Origin of the sequence: Devosia submarina, assembly GCF_003056345.1 — a bacterium.
GTDB lineage: Bacteria > Pseudomonadota > Alphaproteobacteria > Rhizobiales > Devosiaceae > Devosia > Devosia submarina.
In genome coordinates, this window is sequence record NZ_PYWB01000005.1 from 69,317 (window position 1) to 94,959 (window position 25,643).

The window sequence follows — 25,643 nt, forward strand, 5'->3', positions numbered from 1 at the left end:
CTATTGCTGGGCCTGTTGTGCCTGGATTCGCAGCACTTCGGATTCGGGAAGGGCATTGGCGTAGCGTAGTTCACGATTGGCTCGTTCCCAAAAGCTGGGATGGACACAATCGAGCAGGCTGGGATCGGTGGGCACCAGGTTCAGGCGCGAAAGGGTCGAGGTGTCCAGGTAAAGAACAGTGTTCTGCCGGTACCAGGAGGGGATAGCTTCGTCGGTCCAGATCCGGGGGCGGATGATGTCGTGAGCGGTGTAGCCATGCCCGGCAAAGAGGCGGGCCCAGAAGCTTTGCCATTGTTCGTTGCGATGGCCGATGCCGCCCTGGCCAGGAATGGCGGCGCTGAACAGGATAGCAGGGGCTAGCCTCACAAGATCGGCAACGAAGCTGGACGCGCGTTCCGGGGAGAGGTGCTCGGCGACTTCAAGGGACATGGCGAGGTCGACGGGAGGGGCTGTGAAAGCTTGTTCCAGATCGTGCGCGGTGAATTGGATGCGCTGGTTGTCCAGCATGGCTGGAGTGACCCAACCGCCCTCCATTCCAAAGGCCGTTTGGCTGCCGGTGGCGAGGGCTGCGGCAAGCCAGGTGCCCGTGCCGCAGCCGATATCAGCGACGCTGGCGCGCGGCAGGTCTTGTGGCAGGGCGTCGAGAATACGCCGGGCGGCATGCGCGGTGTGTGCGCGGCGATTTTGATAGAAATCGGTGGGGTAGAGGGATGCGGTCATGCAAGATCAATCGCGGTTTGCGCCCAACCTATGCACAGTTCGATCCGAACACCAGACGAGATCATTTCGGCCGGAACTCTAAGCAAGGAGTCCCGTTGAAGGGGCAGACAATACTTCCACTGGAGACGATGAAATGGCTGAGAAGACCCTGAACGACTTGTTTCTCGATACGCTCAAGGACATCTACTACGCCGAAAAGCAGATCCTGAAGACCCTTCCCAAGATGGCGAAAGCTGCCGGCTCAGCCGAACTCAAGGCAGGCTTTGAGCAGCATGCCGAAGAAACCGAAGGCCAGGTCGAACGCCTCGAGCAGATTTTCGAGATGATCGGCAAGCCGGCCCGCGGCAAGACCTGCGAAGCCATTCTTGGCATTGTCGAGGAAGGCAAGGAGATCATGACCGAGTACAAGGGCACCGATGCGCTTGATGCCGGTCTCGCTTCGTCCGCGCAGGCTGTGGAACACTATGAAATTGCCCGCTATGGCACGCTCAAGAGCTGGGCGCAGCAGCTGGGCCTGAATGATGCCGTCAAGCTGCTCGACCAGACGCTGCAGGAAGAAATTGCCACCGACAAGAAGCTGACGCAGCTGGCCGAAGCGCAGGCGAACAAGAAGGCTGCCTAGGCCTTAGCTGGGTTTAAATGAAAGAGGCCGATCGCGTGGAGCGGTCGGCCTTTTTCGTTGAAGCATCCTTCAAGTTTCAGGTGCTTGTGGCTCATCACCTGCCGTCACCCTTGGGCTTGACCCAAGGGGCCTGCACTTAGCGGCAGGTGGGCAAGTGTAGAGCCCTCGGGTCAAGCCCGAGGGTGACGATCGGGGGTGGGCTAGCCTCGTGATCAGTCCTTTGCACGCTCGACGTAGGAGTTGTCTTCGGTGAGGATTACGATACGGGTGCCGGTGCCGATGTGGGGCGGGACCATGACGCGCAGGCCGTTGTTGAGGACGGCGGGCTTGTAGGAGGAGGAGGCCGTCTGGCCCTTGACCACGGGTTCGGTCTCGACGATCTCGAAGGTCAGGCGCTGGGGCAGTTCCATCGACAGGGCAACGCCTTCGAAGGTTTTGAGGTGAACCTTCATGCCATCAACGAGATAGGCCTTCTGGTCGCCGATCACTTCGTCGGAAACGGTGATCTGCTCATAGGTGGCGGGCTCCATGAAATGGTGCCCTTCGCCGTCGGAATAAAGATAGTCATATTCGCGATCGTCCACGTCGGCCTTTTCGACCATTTCCACGGTACGCCAGCGGCCGACGACCTTCACGCCGTCCGAAATGCGGCGCATGTTGACGTTGGTGATGGAATTGCCCTTGCCAGGGTGGACGTTTTCAGCCGTCAGGATGACATGGAGATTGCCGTCCTGCTCGACGACGTTCCCCTTGCGCAGCGAGGAGGCGATGACTTTGACCATTATTCTTCCTTGTTCGTTTCAACAGCGCGGCGTAGAGGCAGGGCCGTCCGGCGCTTGGAAAAGTGTTTTCGCTGCGCCAACTACCCTATCTCGGGGTAAATCGCCAGTCTGCCTCACGATAAAGGTCGCATGAGCACCAATCTTTCCCCCTCCTCTCCTTGGTGGACGCCCAGCGTTCACGCCGATCGCCGGCCCATCCTTGTGGCGCGTGGGCGGATCGAGGCTGCGGTGCGCGGCTATCTGGTGGAGCGGGACTTCCTCATGGTGGACCCGCCGGCGCTGCAGCGCTCGCCGGGCAATGAAACCCATCTGCATGCCTTTGCCACCACCATGATCGGCAATGATGGGGTGGGGCAGCCCATGTATCTGCATACTTCGCCCGAATTCACCATGAAGAAGCTGCTCGCAGCCGGGGAACTGCGGATTGCGAGCCTGGGGCATGTGTGGCGCAACCGGGAGCGGAGCGCGCTGCATCACCCGGAGTTCACCATGCTGGAATGGTATCGGGTGGGCGAAGGCTATGACGCGGTGATTGATGACTGCGTTGCACTGCTGCGACTGGCGGCAGAAGCGACAGGGGCCAAGGCTTTGCGGTTCCGCGAGCGGGAATGCGATCCATTTGCCGAGCCGGAGCGACTGAGTGTTGTGGAGGCGTTCAGGCGATGTGCGGGAATTGATCTGCTGGCGACGATGGATGGCGAGGGTATAACGAATGGCGAAGCGCTGGCGGGGCAGATGCTGACGCTGGGGATGGCTGTGCCGGAGGACCGGAGCTGGAGTTATCTCTTCAGCCTCGTTCTGACCGACAAGGTGGAGCCGCATTTGGGGAATGGGCGGATCACGGTGCTGGACCGCTATCCGGCGGCGGAAGCCGCGCTGGCGCGGCGGGCGGCGGATGATCGGCGCGTGTCGGAGCGGTTCGAGCTTTATGCCTGCGGGGTGGAGCTGGCCAATGGGTTTGGCGAGCTGACAGATGCGGGGGAGCAGCGGCGGCGCTTTGCGGCTGAGATGGCCGAGAAGGAGCGCATCTATGGCGAGCGCTATCCGGTGGATGAGGATTTTTTGGCGGCCCTCGAGATCATGCCGGAGGCGAGCGGGGTGGCGCTGGGGTTTGATCGGCTGGTGATGCTCGCGACTGGGGCGCCGCGGATCGAGGCGGTGCTTTGGGCGCCGGTTGCGGGGTGAGTGAAGCTTTGCGCACCATTTGTCAGTCGACACCCTCCCCCTCGCGGGGAGGGATCAAGGGTGGGGGGCGGTTGCCCCATAGAGATCGTGGCTCCGAGCACCCCCTCCCAACCTCCCCCGTCAAGGGGGAGGTGCTGCGCGGTGGTTGTGGGGAGGTGCGGTGATGAAGCACCAAGGGGTTTACAGTATCAGGACCCTCGCAGGGCTCGCAGAGGCCGGCCTGGTTGCAGATGCCGCCGGACTTGAGGCCGTCGCAGCAAAATATGCTGTTGGGATCACGCCGGCTGTCGCTGCGCTGATCGACCCAAATGATCCCGCGGACCCGATCGCGCGGCAGTTTGTGCCGACGGTGGATGAGCTGGTGACGACGCCAGAGGAGATGTCGGACCCGATCGGGGATCTCAGCCATTCGCCCGTGACGGGGATTGTCCACCGCTATCCCGATCGGGTGCTGCTCAAGGCGGTGCATGTTTGCCCGGTTTATTGCCGGTTCTGCTTCCGGCGGGAAATGGTGGGGCCGCAGGGGCTAGGGACCCTGACGCCGGCGGAGTTGGATGCGGCGATTGCGTATATCGCGGCGCATCCGGAGGTCTGGGAGGTGATCCTGACGGGGGGCGATCCGCTCGTCTTGTCACCGCGGCGGCTGCGGGAGATCACGGGGCGGCTGGCGGGGATCAGCCATGTCAAGATCGTGCGGTTCCACACGCGGGTGCCGGTGGTGGAGCCAAGCCATGTGAATGCCGAGCTGATCGGGGCGCTGAAGGCCAGTGGCAAGACGATCTATTTGGCGGTGCATTCCAATCATCCGCGGGAGTTTTCAGAGGAAGCGAAGGCTGCGGTGGCGCGGCTGGTGGATGGCGGGATTGTGCTGATCAGCCAGTCGGTGCTGCTGCGGGGGGTGAATGACAATGTCGATACGCTGGCGGCGCTTTTGCGGTGTTTTGTCGAGAACCGGATCAAGCCGTATTATCTGCACCATCCGGATTTAGCGCCGGGGACGGGACATTTTCGCTTGAGCATTGCGGAGGGGCAGGCGCTGGTGGCGGGATTACGCGGGCGCGTCTCGGGATTGGCGCAGCCGAGGTATATTCTCGATATTCCCGGGGGGTATGGGAAAGCGGATATTGGGGCGGCAGAGATTGCGGGCGGAGATGGGTGTTTCACCGTGCGGGATTGGCAGGGTGGGGAGCACGCATACAGGGGGTCAGGTGTTCACCGGGCCCTGAACACGCGCGATGTCATCCCGGGCTCGACCCGGGATCCATCCTGAGGTGTGTGAACTGGTACTGAGACCTTGCGGCTGCGGAGAAATCTCGAGATAGGCCCCGGGTCGAGCCCGGGGTGACATCTGGTGTGCGGGACTATTGTGGTCCGTTAGTTATTTAGTTCACCACTTGCGGGTCGACGTCGGCCGAATAGTCTACGCCACCGAGGCCGAAGCCGAAGAGTTTGAGGAATTCGGCCCGGTATTTGGGAAGGTCCGCCAGCGCGGGCAGCGACTCGGTGGTGAGGGCGGCCCAGCGCTTCTTGAGTTCGGCCTGCATGGGTTCGGACAGTTCCCAATCATCGACGCGGATGCGGTTCTCGTCGTCGACGGCAGGGGTGCCCTGAAGCTTGTCGCGGAAGAGGCGGTCGATCTGTTGGATGGGACCTTCGCTTAGCCCCATTTCGTCTTCGACCTTGATCAGCAGCGTGCCATAGAGCGGCACGACGGGAATAGCGGAGCTGGCTTGGGTGACGACGGCCTTGAGCGCCACGACATTGGCAGCACCATCGCCGAAGCGCGCGCGGATGGCTGCGGCAGCGCGGTCGAGATCGCCCTTGGCCTTGCCGAGGGTGCCCTTGTGGTAGATGGGCCAGGTCAGTTCGCTGCCGAGATAGGTATAGTTAAGAGTGAGGAAACCGTCTGCCAAAACGCCGGCATCGGCAAGCGCCGCGATCCAGAGTTCCCAATCCTCGCCGCCCATGACCTTGACGGTGGCGGCGGCTTCCTCCTCGGTGGCGGGCTCGACGGAGATTTCGGAGACTTCGCCGGTGGTGGTGTTCAGCGTCTTGCTGGTGACCGAAGAGCCATAGGGCTTGATGGCGGAGCGGAAGGTTTCGCCGGTCTTTGGGTCGGTGCGGACGGGTGAGGCGAGCGAATAAACGATCAGGTCGACTTGACCGAGATTGGCCTTGATGGCCGCGATGGCTTCGGCTTTCACCGCATCGGAAAAGGCGTCGCCTTCAATGGTCACGGCTTTGCGGCCGGCGGCCTTGGCACGGTTTTCAAAGGCGCGGTTGTTGTACCAGCCGGCGGAAGCAGGCTTGTTTTCGGCAGGCGGGCGCTCGAAGGAAACGCCGACGGTGTCGGCATCGCTGCCGAAGGTGTTGACGATGCGGGAGGCCAGGCCATAGCCGGTGGAGCAGCCCAAGACGAGAACGCGCTTGCGGCTCGAGGGGATGGGGCCCTTGACCACGACATGATCGATCTGGCGCTGCACATTGGTGGCGCAGCCGACGGGATGAGCCGTGGTGCAGATAAAGCCGCGGATCTTGGGCTCGATGATCATGGGAACACTCCGGTGGTTTTGGTTTACCGCAATAGCCGGATTGCGGGCGCGGGGCTACCCCCACCTAACCTCCCCCTGAAAGGGGAAGAGACAGATCGGGTTTGCGGTCAAGCTTGTTCCAGTGCCCGGCCGGCCGGAAAAATGCCGGACATGATTGTGAACCCGGGGATGCGGCGGACGCGATCGCACCAGCGGCGCAGGGCTGGGTAGTCCTGTCGGCCGATGCCGCCTTCTTCGGAGAGCATCACATAGGGGAAGCAGGCGATGTCGGCGGTGGTGGGGTGCGCAGGGCGGCAGAGCCAGTCGCGGCCTTCGCGTTCGCCGAACCAGAGGTGTTCGTCCATGAGGCGGAAGATGCGGTGAGCGCCGGCCTGCGCCTTGGGGACATCGAAGTCGTAGTCGAAGCCGAGGGCCAGGCGGGCGGCGGAAGCGGTGGCCGTGATGTCGTCGGCGATTGCATGCCAGCGCAGGATTTCGGCTGTGATCGCGGGATCGTCGGGGAACCAGAGGCCGGTCTCGTCATACTTCTTGGCGAGGTAGGCGAGGATCGCGCCGGAATCGGAGAGGACGAGGTCGTCATCCTTGAGAACGGGAAGCTGGCCGAAGGGGTTGAGCTTCAAAAACCAGTCGGATTTGTGCTGGCGGCCGGGGAAGAAATCAACCGGGATGACGTCGTAGCGCAGGCGCAGGATGCTCATCAGCAGGCGCAGCTTGTAGCAATTGCCGGAGAGTTCGAAGTCGTAGAGGGTGATCATTGGCTCACCAAATCTTGGGTTTTCGTCATTGCCCGGCTTGTCCGGGCAATCCAGACGAGGGCCCCGCGTGCTTTGAGCGATGGATCACCCGGACAAGCCGGGTGATGACGATGGAACGGATGATGGGGATGGCGCATCAGATATCCAGCACGAGGCGCGCGGATTTTGCGCGGCTCACACAGGTGAGAATGGCTGTGTTGGCGCGTTTTTCGGTGTCGTTGAGATAAACGTCCTGGTGGTCGCATTCGCCTTCGATGACGCCGGTGAGGCAGGTGCCGCAGGCGCCTTGCTCGCAGGAGGACGGGACCTGAAGGCCCGCTTCGCGCATGACTTCCAGGATGGTCTTGCCGGCCGGAACCTGCAGCGTCATGGCGGAACGGGCGAGTTCGACTTCAAAGCTCGAGCTGTCGTCGATGACCTTGTCGTTCTTGAAATATTCGAAGTGGATGGACTCTTCGGGCCAGCCTTGGGTGGCCGCGGTGACGCGCACGGATTCCAGCAAGGCCGAGGGACCGCAGACATAGACGTGCTGGGCGTGGCTCCATTCACCCAAGGTCTGGGAGATGGTTTGCGCGATTTCGGGCCGGGCGAGGCCCGTGTGGAATTGGACCTTGCCGTGGAGCGCTTCGAGCTCGGGGCGGAAGGCAATGTGTTCGCCAAGGCGCGTGAAATAGTGAAGTTCGTAGGGCAGGCTCGATTTATCGAGGAAGCGCGCCATGGACAGGAGCGGGGTGATGCCAATGCCGGCGGCGATGAGGACGGTGCGGACGGCGTCGCGGCGCAGGGGGAAGTTGTTGCGCGGCTCGGAGATAGAGAGGAGGTCGCCCTCCCTCACGCTTTCCACCAAGATCTTGCTGCCGCCCTTGCCGGCGCTCTCAGCCTTGACGCCGATGATGTAGCTGAGGAGTTCGCCGGGGCCATTGGTGATGGAATATTGGCGGATCAGGCCGTTGGGCAGGTGGACGTCGATATGAGCGCCTGGCTGGAAGGTGGGCAAATGGCCTTCGCGCGGGGCGAGCTCGAAGCCAATAATGCCATCGGCGCTGGCCCATTTGCGCTTGACCACGACGGTGATGGTGTTGCCGCGCGGAATGGCAATGTCGGGCATGGTAGCAAGGTCGACCGAGACCTGCTCGAAGGATGGTTGCAGCGGCTCGGGTGCGGGCTTCTTGCGGGCGGCGCGCTCGAGACGATCGCGCAGCTTGGTGAGCGTTTCGTTGTAGCTCCGGAGCGTGGTTACGGCGTCTTCGGGTTGGCCCTGGAGGAGACCACGGATGACGGCACGATTGCTGTCGACGGGCTGGACGAAATAGTGGGCAGCGCCGAGACGCACGGCCAGGCCTGGGAGGATATCGGCGGGCTGGTCGTCGGGCGCGAGGGTGACAAGGCCGGCAAGGACGTCTTCGGGGGCGGCGTTGACCGGGATGGGGCGAAGGGGGAACCACTCGCCTGTTTCAGCGCCGGGAAAAGGCTGGAAGGGTTGATCGTCATTGGCGGCCGACCAAATGAGGCCGAAGGCTTCGCGCACGGGATAGGTGCGGTTCTGGATGCGGCGCGCGGGGGCATCGGCAGGGTGGGCCGGGATATAGGTGCAGCCGGCGGAGCGATTGGCGTAGCGCCAGCCATGGTACTGGCATTTGAGCTCGCCGCCTTCGTTGATGCCGATAGAGAGGCGCACGCCGCGGTGGAGGCACCGGTTTTCCCAGACATTGACGTTGCCGTCGTCGGCGCGCCAGACGGCGAGTTCGCGGCCCAGGAGTTGGCCCTGGTAGACGTGACGGAAGGGGAGGTCGTCGGAGCTGGCTATGGGGTACCAGGTGGAATCGGTGAGGGAAAGAGTCATGCTTTCATCCGAATATTCGGTAGATCGCGCCACGATCGGATGAGGTCGTTTGCTGCAGTCCTGGCGTACGGGACTGGATGTGGTTTTCTCTAGCCGGGAGGAAGCCGCAATATCCGGGCTAAACAGACCCCCACCTTGATCCTCCCCCTGAGAGGGGGAGGTGTCGACTAAAGCTTCCGCGGTTGATCAAGAGGCGACGGGGATCACTCCGTAATTGACGCCTTTCTGGGAGAGCCATCTCCGGTAGGCGATGGCGGATTTGTCGGCGCGGATGGGGGTTTCCGAGCGCGGATCGAGGGGCAAGCGCTTGGGGTATTGGTTTTCGAGGATCGGCTTGTCCTGGCCGAAAATGGTCTGCTGGAAGCGGCGCAGTTCGGTGATGGTCGAGGTGGAGTCGATCATGGACTGGAGGAGATGCGCGCGGCAGCGTTCCTCGGAAACGGGCTGCAGGAATATGGCGATGACGTCGCGGCGTTCCGGCGCTTCGGGGGAGGATTTGTAGAGCACCGAGCAATAGGGGTGCGGCACGCGGTAGACATATTCGACTTCCATGCCGTCGGTGGCCGAGAGGGCCGCGCGGGGCTGAAAGAAGCGGCACCGGGTCGCGAGGACTTCGTCGCGCTCCTCGGAGACTTCGACGTCGTATTCCTTGACCTCGGTGTGCGGTTCGGCGCCCAGGATATCGGTGTGGACATAGGGGAAGTGGCCCATGTCGAGGAAGTTTTCCACGGCGCGCGGGGCCGAGACATGAATGCCGATGGAGCCGCAGCTCATGTTGACGCGGTCGGGTTCGGCATATTCGGGAATGGGGAAAAGGTCGGTGGGTGGGGTGCCCAGGGAGGTCCAGACAAAGCCATAGCCGGTGGTGACGGGCAGGCGATCGAAAATGGTTTCGGGGTCGATCTCGTCGCCGGTTTCCTCGTCGGTGCGGCGCCAGACGACGGGGAGGCCGTCCCTGTCGCGCGTCATGGCGAGGGGAGTGTCAAGCAGGATGGTGCGCTCGACGAGGCCCGGGGGGAGCTCGTCCAGGGCGGCGATTACCTGCCAGGAATTGAGGGTCAGGGGGTCTGGTGTGGTCATGGGGGGAGAATAGCGATTGGGGGCGTGGAGGGGAATGGGGAAGTTGGGTGGCATGGTCCGCCGCATCTTCCTACCTGCGCTTTGTCATCCCGGGCTCGACCCGGGATCCATCTCGAGATCTCAGGATGGGCCCCGGGTCGAGCCCGGGGTGACATCGAGTGTGGAATGGTCTGGAGCGACCCTAACCGCGATAAATGTCGAAGGGGCCGAAGGCTTGGGTGGTAGCCATCACCTGGAGGCGGTTGACGTTGACGTGGGCGGGCAGGAGCGTGGACCACATGATGGTTTCGGCAATGTCCTCAGCGTTCATGGCTTTGGTGCCTTCGTAGGGCTTGGCGGCTTTTGCTTCGTCGCCCTTGAAGCGGACGAGGGAGAATTCGGTTTCGGTGAGGCCGGGCTCGATATTGGTGACGCGGATGTTCTTGCCTTGGACGTCCGAGCGCAGATTGAGGGCGAACTGCTTCACGAAGGCTTTGGTGGCGCCATAAACAGAGCCGCCGGGATAGGGGTAGTCGCCGGCGACGGAGCCAAGGGTCACCACATGGCCGCCGCCGCGCGCGATCATGCCCGGGAGCAAGGCACGCACCGTATAGGCGAGGCCCGTGATGTTGGTGGCGATCATGGTTTCCCAATCCGTGATGTCGGTTTCGGCGGCGGGCTGGAGGCCCAGGGCGAGGCCGGCATTGGCGAGGACGATGTTGATGCCGGCGAATTCGTTGGGAAGATCGGCAATCACGCGGTCGATAGCCGCGCGGTCGCGGATGTCGAGTTCGGCAATGTGGCAGTTGGCCTTGCCCAACCCGTTTTGCAGCTCCACCAGCCTGTCATGGCGGCGGCCCGTCGCGATCACCTTGCCGCCGGCCTCCACATAGCGGCGCGCTGCGGCGGCGCCGAAGCCGGAGGTGGCGCCGGTGATGAAAACGACGAAGCGGCTGGGATCGAGCAGCTGGTACATGGAAATATCCGCCTAGTTTAGAACCGAAAGGGCAAAGTGGACCGCAGTTGAAGCGGGGTCAACACGGGGTGGGCGTTAACGATTCGTTGCCCATAGGACACGGAATTTGATTCAAATGATAAACTGGGTCACATGTGAATGGTTGTTTGATTAAAGCAGCTTTAAGTTGCGGCCAAGGGGCTGGAGAGTTTTTGGCGGGGGTTGGTCCACTGCAGATCGCGCGTTTAGTAACGAGTATCGGCGCTTTGTGCGTTGCAGCAGCAGGTCTTGCCCTTGCTACGCCGTCTCATGCGTTCGAGATTTTCGGGGTCAAGCTCTTTGAAGACCAGAGCGATGCGGACGCCGAGGCGGTGATCGCCGATCCGCAGCCCTACAGCGTTGAAGTGGTGGTCAATAGCGGGAGCGAGCTCGAAAACGTGGTGCGCAATGCATCGGCGTTGGTGGCCGACGAGGACGAGCCGGCATCGGGTGCGGCGGGGCTTTTGGCCAAGGCGCGGGGCGACTACCGGCGCATCATCGCGGCGCTTTACCAGGAAGGCCACTATGGGGGCGTCGTCAGCATCCGGGTGGGTGCAAGCGAGGTCACGGGTCTGCCGCCCGATGTGGAACTGCCCGATCCGGTTCCGGTGACCATTGTGGTGGATCCCGGGCCGTTGTTTCATTTCAATCGCGTCGATATCGTCAACCAGGCGCCGCCCACCAATGATCCGTTCGATCAGGTGGACTCCCCGTCCGGCCAGGGCTTTGGCGTGGGCGAGGTGGCCCGATCCAACGTCGTGACGCGGGCGGAAGCGCTGGCGCTAGAAGCCTGGCGGCAGCAGGGCTATGCCAAGGCTTTTATCGCGAGCCGCGATGTGGTGGCCGACCATGCAACAAGGCTTGTTGATGTGCGGATCAATGTTGATCCGGGCCGGAAGGCGGCGTTTGGGGATGTGGCCGTTTCGGGCACGGAGCGGATGGACCCCGAATTCGTCCGGCGCCAGACGGGTTTGACCGTGGGCGAGGAGTTCGACCCCGATGAAGTCGAACGCGCCCAGAAGCGGCTGGACCGGCTTGAAGTGTTTCGCTCGGCGCGGCTGGAAGCGGCCGAATCGATCGGCGCCGATGGCTTGCTGCCCTATGATCTTCTGGTGCAGGAGCTGCCGGGTGCCCGCTTTGGCGTGGGCGCGACCTATTCGACGATCGATGGGCTGGGCATTGAGGCTTTCCATCTCTGGCGAAATCTTTTTGGTCAGGCGGAGCGGCTGCGGCTCGATGCGCGCATCGCGGGCATCGGTTTTCCCGTGGAAACCGAAGAGTTCGACTATTTCTTTGGTGGCACCTTCACCAAGCCGGGCATTTTTACGCCTGACACCGATCTTGTCGCGACGATCTCGGCAGAGCGGACGGTTTATCCGACCTATACCGAAGTCTCGGCCGGCGGCCGTGTGGGCCTGACGCATCTTTTTTCAGACCAGATCACCCTTGAAGGTGGCGCCCAATTCGAGCGCAGCCAGTTCGAAGACGCGCAGGGAACGCGCGATTTCGCGCTGGTCGGTGCTTATGGAGCGGCGACCCTCGACTTCCGCGATGACATGGTGGATCCCACCAGCGGGTGGTATCTACGGGCCGATATCGAGCCTTTCTATGAATTCAACTATGGCAATGCGGCCGGGCGGGTAACCGTTGAAGGGCGGACCTATTTCGGTTTTGGCGAGGATGATCCGTTTGTTTTGGCCGGGCGGGTCAAGGCCGGAGCGGTGATCGGCGCAGAGCTTGATGAACTGCCGCCCGATCGCTTGTTCTTTGCCGGAGGTGGCGGATCGGTGCGCGGCTATGCGTTCCGCTCGATCGGCGTGGACGATGGCTTTGGCAATATCATCGGCGGACGATATCTGCTGGAAGGATCGCTCGAGGCGCGTGCCAAGGTGACCGAAAGCATCGGCGTTGTCGGGTTCCTCGATGGCGGCTATGTGGCGGGCGATGAGTTCCCCGGGATCGAGGATTTGCGGCTGGGGGCGGGTGTTGGCGTTCGCTATTATACTGGGCTTGGGCCGCTGCGGCTCGATGTGGCCGTGCCGCTCAACAAGCAGTCGGGTGATCCCGATTACGCCATCTATGTGGGCATAGGACAGGCGTTCTGATGGGCAAGTTGATTTCTCCAATCCGCGGGCTTGCCCTTGGTGCTTTCCTCCTATGCGGCTTTGCGCCGGTGGGCGTCTTTGCGCAGGAGGAGATTGCTGGAACGGCGAGCGAGGCGGAAAAGGGGTTCCTTGCCAATTTCGTGCAGGACCGGCTTTCAACGCCCGAGCGCCAGATTGGGATTTCCAATATCGATGGCATATTGGGATCGGACGTTTCGATCCGCGAGATCACCATTTCCGACCAGGAAGGCGTGTGGCTGCGTGTGACCAATGCGCGGCTGACCTGGAACCAGGCGGCGCTGTTTTTGGGCCGGCTGGAGGTGAGTTCTCTTACCGCAGAGAGCATCGATTACATTCGCAATGCCGTGCCGGCCGAGGGCGTGGACTTGCCCGCGCCGGAAGCCCGGTCCCTCGAGATCCCGGAGTTTCCCGTCGCCATTATCCTCCAGGAGCTGAACGTTCCGCGGGTGACCTTTGGCGAGGATGTGTTTGGCCTGGGCTCGGAGATTTCGCTGGCCGGTGGGCTGACGCTGCAGGATGGCAATCTCGATACCAGTCTCGACATTGTGCGGCTTGACGGACCGGGGGGCACGCTCGATCTCGATGTTGCCTATACCGCCGAAGACAATGCCATTGATCTCGGCCTGTCGCTGGTGGAGCCGGAAAACGGCGTCATGGCCAATCTGCTCAGCATTGAAAATCGCCCAGCTGTTACGCTGACCCTGACGGGCGCGGGCCCGGTGGCTGATCTGCGCACGGAACTGGTGCTGCAGGCCAATGGGCAGACGGCCCTGTCGGGCGCCGCGACCATCGAGCAGCAGGCAGAAGGCTTTGCGGTCGATGCGGATCTCCAGGGGCCGCTGGCAACGCTTGTGGCCGAGCCCTACCGGCCGTTTTTCGGCGCGGAAACGTCGCTCAGTGCCAATGCGCTGGTGCGCTCGGGCGGTGGCTTCACCATCAGTGGCTTGCGCCTGAGCGGGGGGCAATTGTCGCTTGAGGCGGCTGCGGATACATCCGCGGACAATTTCCTGCGCACGCTGGCGCTCAACGCCGTGATTGCAGATCCCAATGGGGCGGCAGTGACGCTGCCGGTACCCGGAAGCGCGACGCAGGTCAACACGGCGCAACTAGCGATCGCCTTTGGCGGCGAGGGCAATGAGGACTGGACGTCGACGCTGAGCATTGCGGGATTTTCGACCTCCGGCTTTGCGGCTGACACGGTCGCGCTGAGCGTGGGTGGGGTGGCGAGCAATCTCAGCGATCCCGCGACGCGGCGCATTACGTTTAATGGTGATGGTACGCTGGCTGGCATCGAGGCTTCGCCTGAGGTGGAAGCGGCGCTGGGCGGCGGCGTGGGTATTGGCATTGCCGGCCTGTGGAATGCAGGCGAGCCGGTGCAGCTCGCCGAATTCCGGGTTGCGGGCGAAGCGCTGACGGCCATGCTGACGGGGCAGCTGAACGGGCTCGATTTTTCCGGCGACATCGGCGTCGAGACGTCGAGCATTGCGCCGTTCTCGGGGCTGGCCGGGCGTGAGCTCGATGGGGCGCTGTCGCTGCGGGCCAATGGCTCGATCATGCCGGTGAGCGGTGGGTTCGACCTCCGGTTGGATGGCACGGGGACCGATCTGCGCATCGACGATGAAGTGGCCGACCGGCTGCTGGCCGGCAATGTTGCGCTGAGCGGGCGGGTGGCGCGCACGGCCAATGGGCTGACGGCGGACGATTTCCGGATCGAAAACCCGCAGGTGCAGGTTCTGGCGGATGGCTCGTTTTCGAGCGAAACGGCCGATTTTGCGTTCAACCTTGATCTGAGCGATCTCGAGCTGTTGTCCGAAGAAGCGTCGGGTGCGCTCGCGGTGGTGGGAACCGCCAGGGGCGCCGAGGGGGTGATTAATCTTGATCTTGATGTCAGGGTGCCCAGTGGGACGCTGGCGGGGCGGCAATTGCGGGAAGCCAATGTGGGCTTTACCGGGCAATATGCCGAGTCAACGCTTGAGGGTGATATCAGCGGCGAGGCGGCGCTGGATGGATTCCGGACGGCGCTGGCGGCGGCGCTGACGGCATCACCCGACGAGCAGGCGCTGCGCGGGATCGATTTCCAGGCCGCGGGCACGCGCATCAGCGGCGATCTGGTGCGCGTGGCGCAGAGCGGATTGATCGAGGGCAATCTGAGCATGGTTTCGCCCGATGTGTCGGTGCCAGCGGCGCTGGCGCTGCTGGAGGCTTCGGGTGCGGTGAATGCCGAGATCGCGCTGGCGCCGGTGGACGGCACGCAGGGCGCGACTGTGCGCGGCGATGTGCGCGAGTTGGAGGTGAACGGGATTGCGGTGGGTGCGGCGGATGTGTCCGCGAACCTCACCGATCTGTTTGGCGTACCGGTGATCGATGGGTCGCTTAACGGACGCGATATTGCGGCAGCGGGTGTGAATATCAGCACGCTTGTGGCCACGGCGTCGCAGAACGGCACGACGACGGCGTTTGATGCGCAGGCGGCGCTTGCAACGGGCACGGATGTGGATGTAGCCGGCGCGCTGACGCCGGTTGAAGATGGCTATCGGCTGGCGGTGGACCGGCTCGAACTGGTGCAGGGGCAGCTCGGGGCGCGGCTGGCACGGCCGACTGTGTTGCAGGTGGCGGGCTCGAATGTATCGCTCGATGCCGTGCGGTTCGATGTGGGTTCAGGTTCGGTGACGGCAACGGGATCGGCGGGTCAGACGCTGGATATCGCGCTGGACATCAATGCGCTGCCGCTCTCGATTGCCAATACGCTGGCGCCCGATCTTGGCCTTGCGGGAACGCTGAACGGACGGGCGACGATAAGGGGCACGGGCAGTGCGCCCCAGGTGCAGTTCGAGGCGGACGCGCAGGGCGTTGATGCTGCAGCGATCAGCGAGTTTGGCATTGCACCCTTGTCAGTGGCCGCCAATGGCAGCTTTGCGGACAATGTGGTGCGGCTGGCATCGGTGCGCGCGAACGGGTCGGGCGGCTTGACGCTGCAGGGGTCGGGCTCGGTGCCGCTGGGCGGCGGTGGGCTCGATGTGGCTGTGACCGGATCGGTGCCGCTGGCGCTGGCGAACCGCTTTGTGGCGGATCGTGGCGGGCAATTGAGCGGCGTCGTGACGTTGGATGCGCAGGTGCGCGGCAGTTTGGCTGAGCCGCAGTTCGGCGGGCGCGTAGCGACCAGCGGCGCGGGCTATGTGGATCCCGAGCTGAATTTGCGGCTGCAGGGGATCACGGGTTTGGCGAGCCTGAGCGGGACTAACCTCGAGATCGCGTCGTTGTCGGCCAATCTGGCGACGGGCGGGTCGGTTTCCGCTTCCGGTTCGGTGGGGCTTTCGGGTGGCTTGCCGGCCAGTATCCGGATAGCGCTTAACGAAGCGCGCTATGCCGATGGCAATCTGTTTGTGGCGCGCGGGTCGGGCAATCTGGCACTCACGGGCAATCTGGCAGGCTCGCCCCTATTGAGCGGCGATGTGCTGATCGACGAAGCCAATATCACCGTGCCGGAAAGCTTTGGTGGCGGGGCACAACTGATCGATGTGGAGCATGTGCGCACCCCGCCGGCCGTGGAGCAGACGCTGGCGCGGGCGCGGATCGATGAATCGGGTGCGCCGGTGCCGCAGACGCGGCCGGGGGGCGTGTTGCTCGATATCAACCTCAATGCGCCTAATCAGGTGTTTGTTCGTGGCCGCGGGCTCGATGCCGAGGTGGGTGGGTCGGTGCGGATCACCGGGCCGATCGGGGATATCCAGCCCGTGGGTGCGTTCGAGCTGACGCGCGGACGGCTGTCGATCCTCGGGGAGCGAGTGAACTTCGAAAGCGGTGCCGTGACGCTGGTGGGGGATCTTGATCCGCTGCTGAATTTCGTGGCAAGCATCGAGGGTGACGACATCACCGTGTTCGTGACGGTGGCGGGGCGTGCTTCCGATATCGAGGTGACGTTTAGCTCCAATCCCACGCTGCCGCAGGATGAGGTTTTGAGCCGGCTGATCTTTGGGCGCTCCATGGGCGAGCTTTCGCCCCTGCAATTGGCACGTTTGGCGGCGGCGGCCGGGGAATTGGTCGGTGGTGGCGGTGGCGGCGGGCTGGTCGACAGTTTGCGCGGGGCGGCGGGGCTTGATGACCTCGACGTGGTTACAGATGCGCAGGGCAATGTTGCGGTGCAGGCCGGGACCTATATCCAGGACAATGTGTATCTGGGTGTGCAGGCCGGGGCGGGCGGGCAGAGCCGGGTGACGATCAATCTCGATGTGACGGATGATCTCAAGATCACCGGTGCTGCCGGGCAGGGCGGGGAGTCGAGCCTAGGCGTGTTTTATGAGCAGGACTATTGAGGGGCTTTTGCCCGCAGCTGATCGGTGTTTTCATAGCCTGACTATAGTTGAGCAAGTGGAGGCTTATGTGCCACACCTTCGTCCTTCGACGGGCTCAGGATGAGGGCTACTGGCAGTTACGAGCTGCGGCAGGCCACTACACTGGCCCGCCCGAGGCCTCATGGTGAGCTTGTCGAACCATGAGGGCGGGTACGCCGATGGTGCCATGCCCTCGTGCTTAGACAAGCTCAGGATGAGGGCTGTTGGTCGGATGGTGCTTGGTTGGGGAGTTCAAGCCGAGCTACATTGCGGCACGCCCTAAATCTTGGGTTGGATCCCGGCTCGAGGCCGGGATGACATCGAGAGTGGGGTCAGGCTGGAGGCTGCCCGACCAGTTTGGCTGTTTGCTTACTGACCACCACCCGTGGCGGCGGCTTTGGCTTCGTCGTACCACCAGATGGTGGGGAAACCGCTGGAGAATTCGGGCAGGGGGTCGGGGTGGCTGAAGCGGTTCCAGCGGGCGATGCGGGATTGGCGCAGGGAGTAGCTGGGGACCATCAGATGGTGGTGGAGCAAGGTGCGGTCCAAGGCGGCCGTGGCGGCTTCCTGGGTGTCGCGATCGTCGGCAGCGATGATCTTTTCAATGAGAGCATCGATTCCAGGGTCGGTTAGGCCAAGGTAGTTTTGCGAGCCTTCCTGGCTGACGCTGGATGAGCCAAAGAAATAGCGCTGCTCGTTGCCCGGCGAGAAGGACTGACCCCAGCCGCCATAGATCACGTCGTAATCAAAGCTGCGCAGGCGGTTGATATATTGCGGGCTGTCGACCGAGCGCAGGGACACCTGGATACCGATTTTGGCGAGGTTGGTGACGAGGTTCTGCGCGACGGGCTCGATGGTGGGGCCGTTGAGGAGGATCTCGAAGGTGAAGGGCGCGCCGCTGGGGTCGAGGAGCTGGTTGCCCTGGAGGGTATAGCCAGCGTCCGTCAGGAGCTGGAGGGCAGTGCGCAGGTTTTCGCGCAGCTTTTGTGGGTCACCGCTCACCGGGTTGGTGAATTCCTCAGTGAAGACGGAGGGCGGGACCTGATCCTTGACCGAATTGAGGATTTCCAGCTCCTCGCCTTGCGGGAGGCCAGTAGAGCGGAAAGGCAGGCCAAAGAAATAGCTGTCGATGCGCTCGTATTGACCGAAAAACAACGTGGTGCTGAGCTGCTCGAAATCGAAGGCGTAGTTAAGGGCTTCGCGGACGCGCTCGTCCTGGAATTTGGCGCGGCGCAGATTGGGGATGAAGCCCACCATGCTGCCATAGCCATTATAATCCTGGGGGAAAAGCTCCTGGACAATTCGGCCTTCGGTGACGGCGGGGAAATTGTAGGCGGTGGCCCAGCGACGGGCCTGGTTCTCGTTCCACCAATCGAACTGGTCGCCCTTGAAGGCTTCGAACTGAACGGTGAGGTCCAGGAAATACTCGATCCGGTATTCGTCGAAATTGTTGGCGCCGATCTGGGTCGGGTGGGTGAGGCCCCAATAGTCCGGCACGCGCTTGTAGGTGATGGTCCGGCCAGGATCGAAGTTTGCGAGCTGATAGGGCCCTGAGCCGAGGGGCGCCTCAAGCGTGGACTCGGCGATGTTGCGGGGCTGGCCCCTGCTGTTGGTGCCCTCCCACCAATGTTGCGGCAAAACCTGGAGCTGGCCCAGGATCAGGGGGAGTTCGCGATTGCCGGTTTGATCGAAGGTGAAAGTGACTTCGCCGGGAGCGGTGACTTCCGCCTTGACCACATTGGCGTAGTATTGCGCCTGATTGGGGTTGAGCTCCTTGGATTTGTTGAAAGACCAGACGACGTCTTCGGCCGTTACCGGCTCTCCATCGTGCCATTTGGCTGCGGGATTCATGCGAAAGGTGACGGCGCCGTAATCGGGTGCGATGCGGAGGCTTTCGGCCAGGAGGCCATAATAGGTGTTCACTTCATCAAGCGATGGGGTGAGCAAGGTTTCGTAGATCAGGCCAAGCCCGCCTGCCGGTTCACCTTTGGGCAGAATGGGGTTGAAGGTGTCGAAACCGCCCATGTCGCCCATGCGGACCACGCCGCCCTTGGGCGCATCGGCGTTGACGTAGTCGAAGTGGGGGAACTCGGCCGGGTATTTCGGCTGTTCGATCATGGTGAAGGCGTGGGACCAGGTGTCGGTCGGCGTTTGCGCCGCAACCGGCGCTGCAAGACCCAACAGGGCGGTGATGAGAAGGGGGGTGAACTTCATCAGGCAGCTCCGGATTTGCAGAGGGTCACAGGCAGTTCTAGGAGGAAATGTCAGGAGGCGACAGGGGGATCAAGCGATGGTGCGTCAATCACTGCCACGTCGAAGGCCGCGGCCATGAGGGCGCTTGTGTAGTCCGACCGGGGGGTGGCGAAGATATCGGCGGCGGGGCCGTGTTCGACGATCTTGCCGTTGCGCATGACGATGAGCTGGTTGGCGAGCGCGCGCACGACCTTGAGATCATGCGAGATGAACATGTAGGTGAGGCCATGGCGCTGTTGCAGATCGCGCAGGAGATCAACGACTTGGGCCTGGATGGACACGTCGAGGGCAGAGGTCGGTTCGTCGAGCACCACGAATTTGGGCTCGAGCACCATGGCGCGCGCGATGGCAATGCGCTGGCGCTGGCCGCCGGAGAATTCGTGGGGATAGCGGAAGCGGGCTTCGGCGGGAAGGCCAACTTCCTCCAGTGCCTTGACGACGCGACCGTCGCGTTCGGCTGGGGTGAGCTTGGGCATATGGACGGCCAGGCCTTCGCCGATGATGCGATCGACCGACAGGCGGGGGCTGAGGGAGCCGAAAGGATCCTGAAAGACGATCTGCATATCGGCACGAAGGGGGCGCATGGCTTTCCAGGAGCGGCCCTGGATCTCATTGCCCAAGACCACGATGCGGCCCTCGGACGGGATGAGGCGAAGGAGGGCATAGCCAAGGGTCGACTTGCCCGAGCCGCTTTCGCCGACGACGCCCAGGGTTTCACCGCGGCGGATGGAGAGATCAATGCCATCGACGGCCTTGATATGACCCACGGTGCGGCGCAGCAGGCCCCGCTTGATGGGGAACCAGACCTTGAGGTCGGCGACATCCACGATGGTGGGTGCGGCGGGATCGGTGGCGGGCGGTGTGCCGCGCGGTTCGGCGGCAAGGAGATGGCGGGTATAGGCGTGCTGGGGATTGCTGAAGAGGGGGGCGACGGGGCCGGTTTCGACGATCTCGCCTTTTGTCATGACGCAGACGCGGTCGGCTATTTTGCGGACGATGCCCAGATCGTGGGTGATAAACAGCATGGCCATGCCCAGGCGCTGCTGCAGCGATTTGAGCAGTGTGAGGACCTGCGCCTGAACGGTCACGTCGAGGGCCGTGGTGGGTTCGTCGGCGATCAGCAGATCGGGCTCATTGGCGAGCGCCATGGCGATCATGACGCGCTGGCGCTGGCCGCCGGAGAGCTGGTGGGGATAGGAGGAGAGGCGGCTTTTGGGGTCGGGAATGCCGACGGCGTCGAGCAGTTCAAGGGTGCGGGCGCGGGCCGCGTTGGGGCGCAGGCCCTGATGGATGGCGAGGACTTCGCCGATCTGGCGCTCGACCGTGTGGACCGGATTGAGCGAGCTCATCGGCTCCTGGAAGATCATGGAAACGTCGTTGCCGCGCACGGCGCGCAGTTCAGTGGGCGAGGCTGTGAGGAGGTCCTGGTTCTTGAAGAGGATCTTTCCCGACAGCTGCGCTGAGGGGGGCAGGAGCTGGAGGACGGAGAGGGCGGTGACGGATTTGCCCGAGCCGCTTTCGCCCACAAGGGCAAGGGTTTCGCCGGGGGCTATGTCGAAGGAGAGGTTCCTGGTTGCTTCGGAGGCGCCAAAGCGGATGGTGAGGTCGCGGACGGAGAGGAGGGGCGCGCTCATGCCATCGACTTTCGCGGGTCAAAGGCGTCACGGACGGCTTCGCCGATGAAGACAAGGAGGGTCATCATGATGGCGATGGTGAAAAAGCCGGTGAGGCCAAGCCAGGGGGCCTGAAGGTCGTTTTTACCTTGGGCTAGCAGTTCGCCCAGGGAGGGGGAGCCGGGGGGCAGGCCGAAGCCGAGGAGGTCCAACGAAGTGAGCGTCACCACCGAGCCCGAAAGGATGAAGGGCATGAAGGTGAGGGTTGCGACCATGGCGTTGGGCAGCAAATGGCGGAACATGATGGTCCAATTGGATACGCCAAGGGCGCGGGCGGCGGCGATGTATTCGAAATTGCGGCCGCGCAGGAACTCGGCGCGCACAATGCCCACCAGGGCGACCCAGGAGAAGAGAAGCAGGATGCCCAGTAGGACCCAGAAACTGGGGGCGATTACCGAGGAGATGATCAGCAAGAGGTAAAGGGCAGGAATGGAAGTCCAGATTTCGATGAAGCGCTGGAAGAGGAGATCGACCCAGCCGCCGAAATAGCCTTGCACGGCGCCAGCGACGACGCCGATGATGGAGGAGAAGAGGGTGAGCGTCAGCCCGAACAGGACCGAGATACGGAAGCCATAGAGGAGGCGCGCAAGGACGTCGCGGCCGCGATCATCGGTGCCCAGCCAATGGTAATTGCCCATGTGGCAGTTTGGGTCGGCGGTTTGCGCGGGGTAGCGGGAGCAGAACTCTTCCCAACTCATGAGCCAGCTGGGAGCAACGGAGCCGGAATAGGGAAGATAGGTGTCGATGGTCTGGTAGCTGAAGTGGACAGGCGGCCATAGAGCCCAGCCATTGGCCGATATGTCAGAGGCGATGAATTCGTCGCGGTAGTTGGTGACGGCCAGGAAGCCGCCGAATTTGGATTCGGGGTAGTCGACAAAGGCGGGGAACAGCAGTTCGCCCTTGTAGGAGACGAGGATGGGGCGGTCGTTGGCGATGAACTCTGAGCCGAGGGTTGCCAGGAACAGCGCAAGGAAAATCCAGAGCGACCACCAGCCGCGGCGGTTTCGCTTAAAATTGAGCCAGCGGCGCTGATTGAGCGGGGACAGCGTGGGATTGCGCGGCGCCTCGATGGCCGCCGCCTGCTGCATCTGATCGGTCATACTTCGCGGCTTTCGAAATCGAGCCGCGGATCGACCCACATATAGGCAAGGTCGGACAGGAGGGAGACCACAAGGCCCAGCAGGCTGAAGATATAGAGCGTGGCAAAAACCACGGGATAGTCGCGGTTGGATACCGATTCAAGGCCGAGCAAGCCCAGGCCATCGAGGGAGAAGATGGTCTCGATCAGCAGCGAGCCGGAGAAGAAGGCGGAGATGAAGGCCGCGGGAAAGCTCGCGATGATCAGCATCATGGCGTTGCGGAAGACGTGGCGATAGAGCACCTGTCGCTCGGTAAGGCCCTTGGCGCGGGCGGTGGTGACGTATTGCTTGCCGATCTCGTCAATAAAGGAATTCTTGGTGAGGAGCGTCGTGGTGGCGAAAGCGCCCAAGCCCATGGCGATGATGGGCAGGGTCATGTGCCAGAAATAATCAAGGATCTGTCGCCACCAGGGGAAGTTCTCCCAACCGGGGGAGACCAGGCCACGCAAGGGGAAGATGGACCAGAAGCTGCCGCCGGCGAAAATAACGATCAGCATGATGCCGATCAGGAAGCCGGGAATGGCATAGCCGATGATGACGATCGTGGAGGTCCAGACATCGAAGCGCGAACCATCCGTAACGGCCTTCTTTATGCCCAGGGGGATGGAGATGCCGTAGGCGATCAGCGTCATCCAGAGCCCTAAGGAGATGGAAACGGGCATCTTCTCCTTGATGAGGTCGATGACGGAGATATCGCGATAATAGCTCTCGCCGAAGTCAAAGCGAAGGTAGTTCCAGAGCATGAGCCCGAACCGTTCGAGCGGCGGCTTGTCGAAACCGAACTGCTTTTCGATGCGGGCGACGAGATCGGGAGAGAGGCCCTGGCTGCCGCGATAGGTGCTGCCGCCCGTGCCAGGGCTGGGCTGGCCGGCGAAGTCACCTGCCTGGCTGCCGGTAATGCGTTCGGTGATGGAACGGTTCTGGCCGGAAAGATTGGCAAGCGCCTGTTCGACAGGGCCCCCGGGGGCAAACTGGGTGATGAGAAAGGATATCGCCATGATGCCGAAAACGGTCGGGATCATCAGCAGAAGGCGGCGAAGAATATAGGCGCCCATTCAGTCCCCAAGGCGGAGTGTTTTTCCGCGCGCTTGTTCCGGCTCATGCAGGCCAGCAAATCAGCTTAGAGTGAAACAGCTTAGGTGTGAGTGCAACAGTTTGATGGCGTCCGCAAGGCACATGGCCGCGATATGGTTTTGTGTCTTGCCCAGGCATCTCGCAAGCCTCAGGATCGCCTGGCGGGATCGGAGACCAGGATGAGCTATCAAATCATTGCCCATGTGAAGAACCCATCGGCGGCGCGCGTCCTTGTTGTGGCCCTGCGGGCGCACGGATTCCATCCGCTCGAACAAGGGGAGGGCGGATTGCCGGGCGTGCGAAATCTTTTCGGGCCCGAAGGCATTCCCATCCAGGTTCCGGAGGATGAGGCGCGCGATGCAAGCGTGCTCGCGCAGGAACTATTAAGGGACATGGCGGCATCCTGATCCCATTGCAGCCATATTGGTATGCCTTGGGTCTTATGCGGGCCGGGCGGTTGTGTGCGATCAAGCGTTTGGCTATAAGGCAGCCAAGCTGTTAACCTTTGTTTAGCCTTCGGCAGGAGTCGAACCTTATGCTGGTTTGGATGCGCGGATCGTTGTCCGCTGCGGGAATTGCGTCGATTGCCGTGTTGCTGGCAGCATGCCAGTCCACCGGCTCGAATACCGCCAACCTCAACACTATCGGTGCACCGTCACAAATTGCGCCCGTGCAGAATTCAACCGTGCAGCAGGGAACGCTGCCCGCTCTTGGCGCGACCGGTACGCCCGCACCAGGGCTTGCCGGCCAGCCCGTGCTAGGCGGTGTTCAGGCGACACCCCAGGTTGCATCGGTTAGCCCGGGCTTCACGGCTCCGGCGCCAACAACCACGACCATCGGCACGATCCCGACAACCACGCCCGGCACCCAGCCCGGCGGCTCCATGGTGTCGCTTGCGCCGCTCAACCAGCCGACCGCTGGGGGCATGTCTGCGGGTCCTGAAGGCGTGTGGAACGTGGTCGCCGGCTCAGCACAGTGCCGGCTGAACCTGCCGATGACAGCCAAGGCTGGTACCAGCTATTACCGCGCTTCGGCGCCGGGCTGCACGGTGCCGGGGCTTTCCTCGGTCACGGGTTGGCAGCAGGTGGGCAGCCAGCTGCAGCTTTATGATGACAATGGCAATATCGCCGCGTTTCTTGCGCCCAGCGGCGGCCGTTACATCGGGACTCTTGGGGGTGGCCAGGCCATCTCCATGGCCCGTTAACGTCGGGTGATGCCGGCCTGCAAATCGTAGTTTGTTGCGCTTCCGGTGCTCACGTACATTAAGTACGCTGCGCTCCGGTTCTCACAAACTACGATTTTCGACTCGGCCTGACCCGACTACCGAGAGCCCGGCGCCCGATTGCCCCAAGTCTTCCCAGATAGTTCAAACCTTGGCCCCGTCAGCGTTGCTTATGCAGAGCTGGCGGATGGGGGTGTTTTGTTCGCGGATCCGGCGCAAATGGATGCGGCTGGGCTGTTGGATGGGGTGTTGTCTGGCTTGGTGGAAAGCAAGCCAAAGGGTTTCCTGGCCAAGCTGCTTGACAAGCCCCAGCCGGTGCAGGGCCTTTACCTTCATGGTGAGGTGGGGCGCGGCAAGACCATGCTGATGGATTTGTTTTATGATGCCGTGCCGTTTGCCGAAAAGCGGCGGGTGCATTTCCATCAGTTCATGGACGAGATCCATGCGGGAATGGCTGCCTTTCGCAAGAGCGAGAAGGGCCGGGACGCCGATCCTGTGGAAGCCGTGGTTCGGCCGATCATACGCTCGGGGCTGCGCCTCCTGTGCCTCGATGAATTTCATGTGCATGACATCACCAATGCCATGCTGCTGCAGCGGCTGTTTGAAAAGCTGTTTGCGCAAGGGGTGACGCTGGTCGCCACATCCAATGTCGTGCCGGACGAGCTCTACAAGGATGGGCTCAATCGTCAGTTGTTCTTGCCGTTCATTGCCTTGCTCAAGCAGCATGTGACGGTGGCGGCGCTGCCGGCACAGCAGGACTACCGGCGGCTCAAATTCTCGGGGCAGCAGGTTTATGCATTTGGCCGTAGTGAGGAAACCAGAGCCGCCATAGATCGCTTGTGGTTGCGGATCACGGGTGGTGCGCCGGGCAAGCCCACGAGCGTGGAATCGATTGGACGGCAGATCGCGGTCCCTCGGGCCGCGATGGGAGCGGCGCGGTTCGGGTTTGCCGATCTTTGTGAAAAGCCGTTGGGTTCACGTGACTTCGTACGCATTGCCCATGCCTTCGACTCGGTCGTCATTGATGACGTGCCGCAGATGGACCGCACCAAGTCAGATGCCGCCAAGCGGTTCATCCTGCTGATCGACAGCCTTTATGATCGCGGCGTGAAGCTGGGGGCGAGCTTTGCCGTGCCGCTCGAGCAAATGGGGCGGGATGACAAGACCGCGTTCGAGTTTCAGCGCACCGTGTCGCGGCTGATCGAAATGCAGTCGGAGGAATATCTCGCCAAGGGCTTGCGCGATGCGCCGGCAAACAGCAGCGAATAGCGGCTCCTGCGTTTTGGGCACTAGGCCTTCGCTCATCAGCAAGA

Annotated in this window: 19 protein-coding genes; 8 read left to right on the forward strand and 11 right to left on the reverse strand. The window is 62.5% G+C overall.

What is annotated here, in order from left to right:
* Positions 1-720 carry a class I SAM-dependent methyltransferase gene (locus DDE77_RS08395; protein WP_108397018.1) on the reverse strand — a complete coding sequence of 240 codons (720 nt, stop codon included), beginning with the start codon at positions 718-720 and terminating at the stop codon, positions 1-3.
* Between the two features lie 133 nt (positions 721-853).
* Here DDE77_RS08395 and DDE77_RS08400 point away from each other — a divergent pair, with 133 nt between their 5' ends.
* Positions 854-1,342: a YciE/YciF ferroxidase family protein gene (locus tag DDE77_RS08400; RefSeq protein ID WP_108397019.1), complete on the forward strand. Its 489-nt coding sequence runs from the start codon at positions 854-856 to the stop codon at positions 1,340-1,342.
* Between the two features lie 212 nt (positions 1,343-1,554).
* Here DDE77_RS08400 and efp read toward each other — a convergent pair whose 3' ends face one another.
* Positions 1,555-2,124: an elongation factor P gene (gene efp, locus DDE77_RS08405; protein ID WP_108397020.1), complete on the reverse strand. Its 570-nt coding sequence runs from the start codon at positions 2,122-2,124 to the stop codon at positions 1,555-1,557.
* A 129-nt stretch (positions 2,125-2,253) separates the two neighbouring features.
* Here efp and epmA point away from each other — a divergent pair, with 129 nt between their 5' ends.
* Together epmA and DDE77_RS08415 are read left to right on the forward strand one after the other, a co-directional pair.
* On the forward strand, positions 2,254-3,309 hold the full coding sequence (epmA, locus tag DDE77_RS08410) for an EF-P lysine aminoacylase EpmA (protein ID WP_108397021.1): 1,056 nt from the start codon (positions 2,254-2,256) through the stop codon (positions 3,307-3,309).
* A 163-nt stretch (positions 3,310-3,472) separates the two neighbouring features.
* A complete protein-coding gene (locus DDE77_RS08415; RefSeq protein ID WP_108397022.1) occupies positions 3,473-4,579 on the forward strand; it encodes a lysine-2,3-aminomutase-like protein in 1,107 nt (368 codons plus the stop codon).
* A gap of 112 nt (positions 4,580-4,691) precedes the next feature.
* Here DDE77_RS08415 and fabV read toward each other — a convergent pair whose 3' ends face one another.
* The 5 genes from fabV to DDE77_RS08440 form a co-directional block, all read right to left on the reverse strand.
* Positions 4,692-5,861 carry an enoyl-ACP reductase FabV gene (fabV, locus tag DDE77_RS08420; protein WP_108397023.1) on the reverse strand — a complete coding sequence of 390 codons (1,170 nt, stop codon included), beginning with the start codon at positions 5,859-5,861 and terminating at the stop codon, positions 4,692-4,694.
* 107 nt (positions 5,862-5,968) lie between these two features.
* Positions 5,969-6,616, reverse strand: a complete 648-nt coding sequence (locus DDE77_RS08425) for a glutathione S-transferase family protein (RefSeq protein ID WP_108397024.1) — start codon at positions 6,614-6,616, stop codon at positions 5,969-5,971.
* Positions 6,617-6,752: 136 nt separating this feature from the next.
* Entirely contained in the window at positions 6,753-8,459 is a 1,707-nt protein-coding gene (locus DDE77_RS08430) for a Rieske 2Fe-2S domain-containing protein (RefSeq protein ID WP_108397025.1), read from the reverse strand.
* A gap of 186 nt (positions 8,460-8,645) precedes the next feature.
* A complete protein-coding gene (locus DDE77_RS08435; RefSeq protein ID WP_108397026.1) occupies positions 8,646-9,539 on the reverse strand; it encodes an aromatic ring-hydroxylating oxygenase subunit alpha in 894 nt (297 codons plus the stop codon).
* 181 nt (positions 9,540-9,720) lie between these two features.
* On the reverse strand, positions 9,721-10,494 hold the full coding sequence (locus tag DDE77_RS08440; RefSeq protein ID WP_108397027.1) for an SDR family NAD(P)-dependent oxidoreductase: 774 nt from the start codon (positions 10,492-10,494) through the stop codon (positions 9,721-9,723).
* 245 nt (positions 10,495-10,739) lie between these two features.
* Between DDE77_RS08440 and DDE77_RS08445 the strand changes: the two genes are divergently transcribed.
* Both DDE77_RS08445 and DDE77_RS08450 read left to right on the forward strand, forming a co-directional pair.
* A complete protein-coding gene (locus tag DDE77_RS08445) occupies positions 10,740-12,617 on the forward strand; it encodes an autotransporter assembly complex protein TamA (protein WP_245895139.1) in 1,878 nt (625 codons plus the stop codon).
* On the forward strand, positions 12,617-16,951 hold the full coding sequence (locus DDE77_RS08450) for a translocation/assembly module TamB domain-containing protein (protein WP_108397028.1): 4,335 nt from the start codon (positions 12,617-12,619) through the stop codon (positions 16,949-16,951). The genes DDE77_RS08445 and DDE77_RS08450 overlap by 1 nt, the downstream gene beginning before the upstream one ends.
* A 387-nt stretch (positions 16,952-17,338) precedes the next feature.
* Here DDE77_RS08450 and DDE77_RS08455 read toward each other — a convergent pair whose 3' ends face one another.
* The 4 genes from DDE77_RS08455 to DDE77_RS08470 are packed head-to-tail and all read right to left on the reverse strand — an operon-like array spanning position 17,339 to position 23,089.
* Positions 17,339-19,183, reverse strand: coding sequence for an extracellular solute-binding protein (locus DDE77_RS08455; protein WP_108397029.1), 1,845 nt, complete (start codon positions 19,181-19,183; stop codon positions 17,339-17,341).
* Positions 19,184-19,233: 50 nt separating this feature from the next.
* The gene (locus tag DDE77_RS08460; RefSeq protein WP_108397030.1) at positions 19,234-20,856 is read right to left on the reverse strand and encodes an ABC transporter ATP-binding protein; all 1,623 of its coding nucleotides are present in this window, start codon (positions 20,854-20,856) and stop codon (positions 19,234-19,236) included.
* The gene (locus DDE77_RS08465) at positions 20,853-21,995 is read right to left on the reverse strand and encodes an ABC transporter permease (RefSeq protein WP_245895140.1); all 1,143 of its coding nucleotides are present in this window, start codon (positions 21,993-21,995) and stop codon (positions 20,853-20,855) included. Before DDE77_RS08465 ends, DDE77_RS08460 begins: the two co-directional genes overlap by 4 nt.
* Positions 21,992-23,089 (reverse strand): microcin C ABC transporter permease YejB, encoded by a 1,098-nt coding sequence (locus DDE77_RS08470; protein WP_108397031.1) that lies wholly within the window; start codon positions 23,087-23,089, stop codon positions 21,992-21,994. Before DDE77_RS08470 ends, DDE77_RS08465 begins: the two co-directional genes overlap by 4 nt.
* A gap of 198 nt (positions 23,090-23,287) precedes the next feature.
* Here DDE77_RS08470 and DDE77_RS08475 point away from each other — a divergent pair, with 198 nt between their 5' ends.
* The 3 genes from DDE77_RS08475 (at position 23,288) to zapE (ending at position 25,599) form a co-directional block, all read left to right on the forward strand.
* Positions 23,288-23,515: a hypothetical protein gene (locus DDE77_RS08475; RefSeq protein WP_157959737.1), complete on the forward strand. Its 228-nt coding sequence runs from the start codon at positions 23,288-23,290 to the stop codon at positions 23,513-23,515.
* A 128-nt stretch (positions 23,516-23,643) separates the two neighbouring features.
* A complete protein-coding gene (locus DDE77_RS08480) occupies positions 23,644-24,312 on the forward strand; it encodes an AprI/Inh family metalloprotease inhibitor (protein ID WP_108397033.1) in 669 nt (222 codons plus the stop codon).
* Positions 24,313-24,450: 138 nt separating this feature from the next.
* Positions 24,451-25,599 (forward strand): cell division protein ZapE, encoded by a 1,149-nt coding sequence (zapE, locus tag DDE77_RS08485; protein WP_281261295.1) that lies wholly within the window; start codon positions 24,451-24,453, stop codon positions 25,597-25,599.
* Positions 25,600-25,643: the final 44 nt, after the last annotated feature.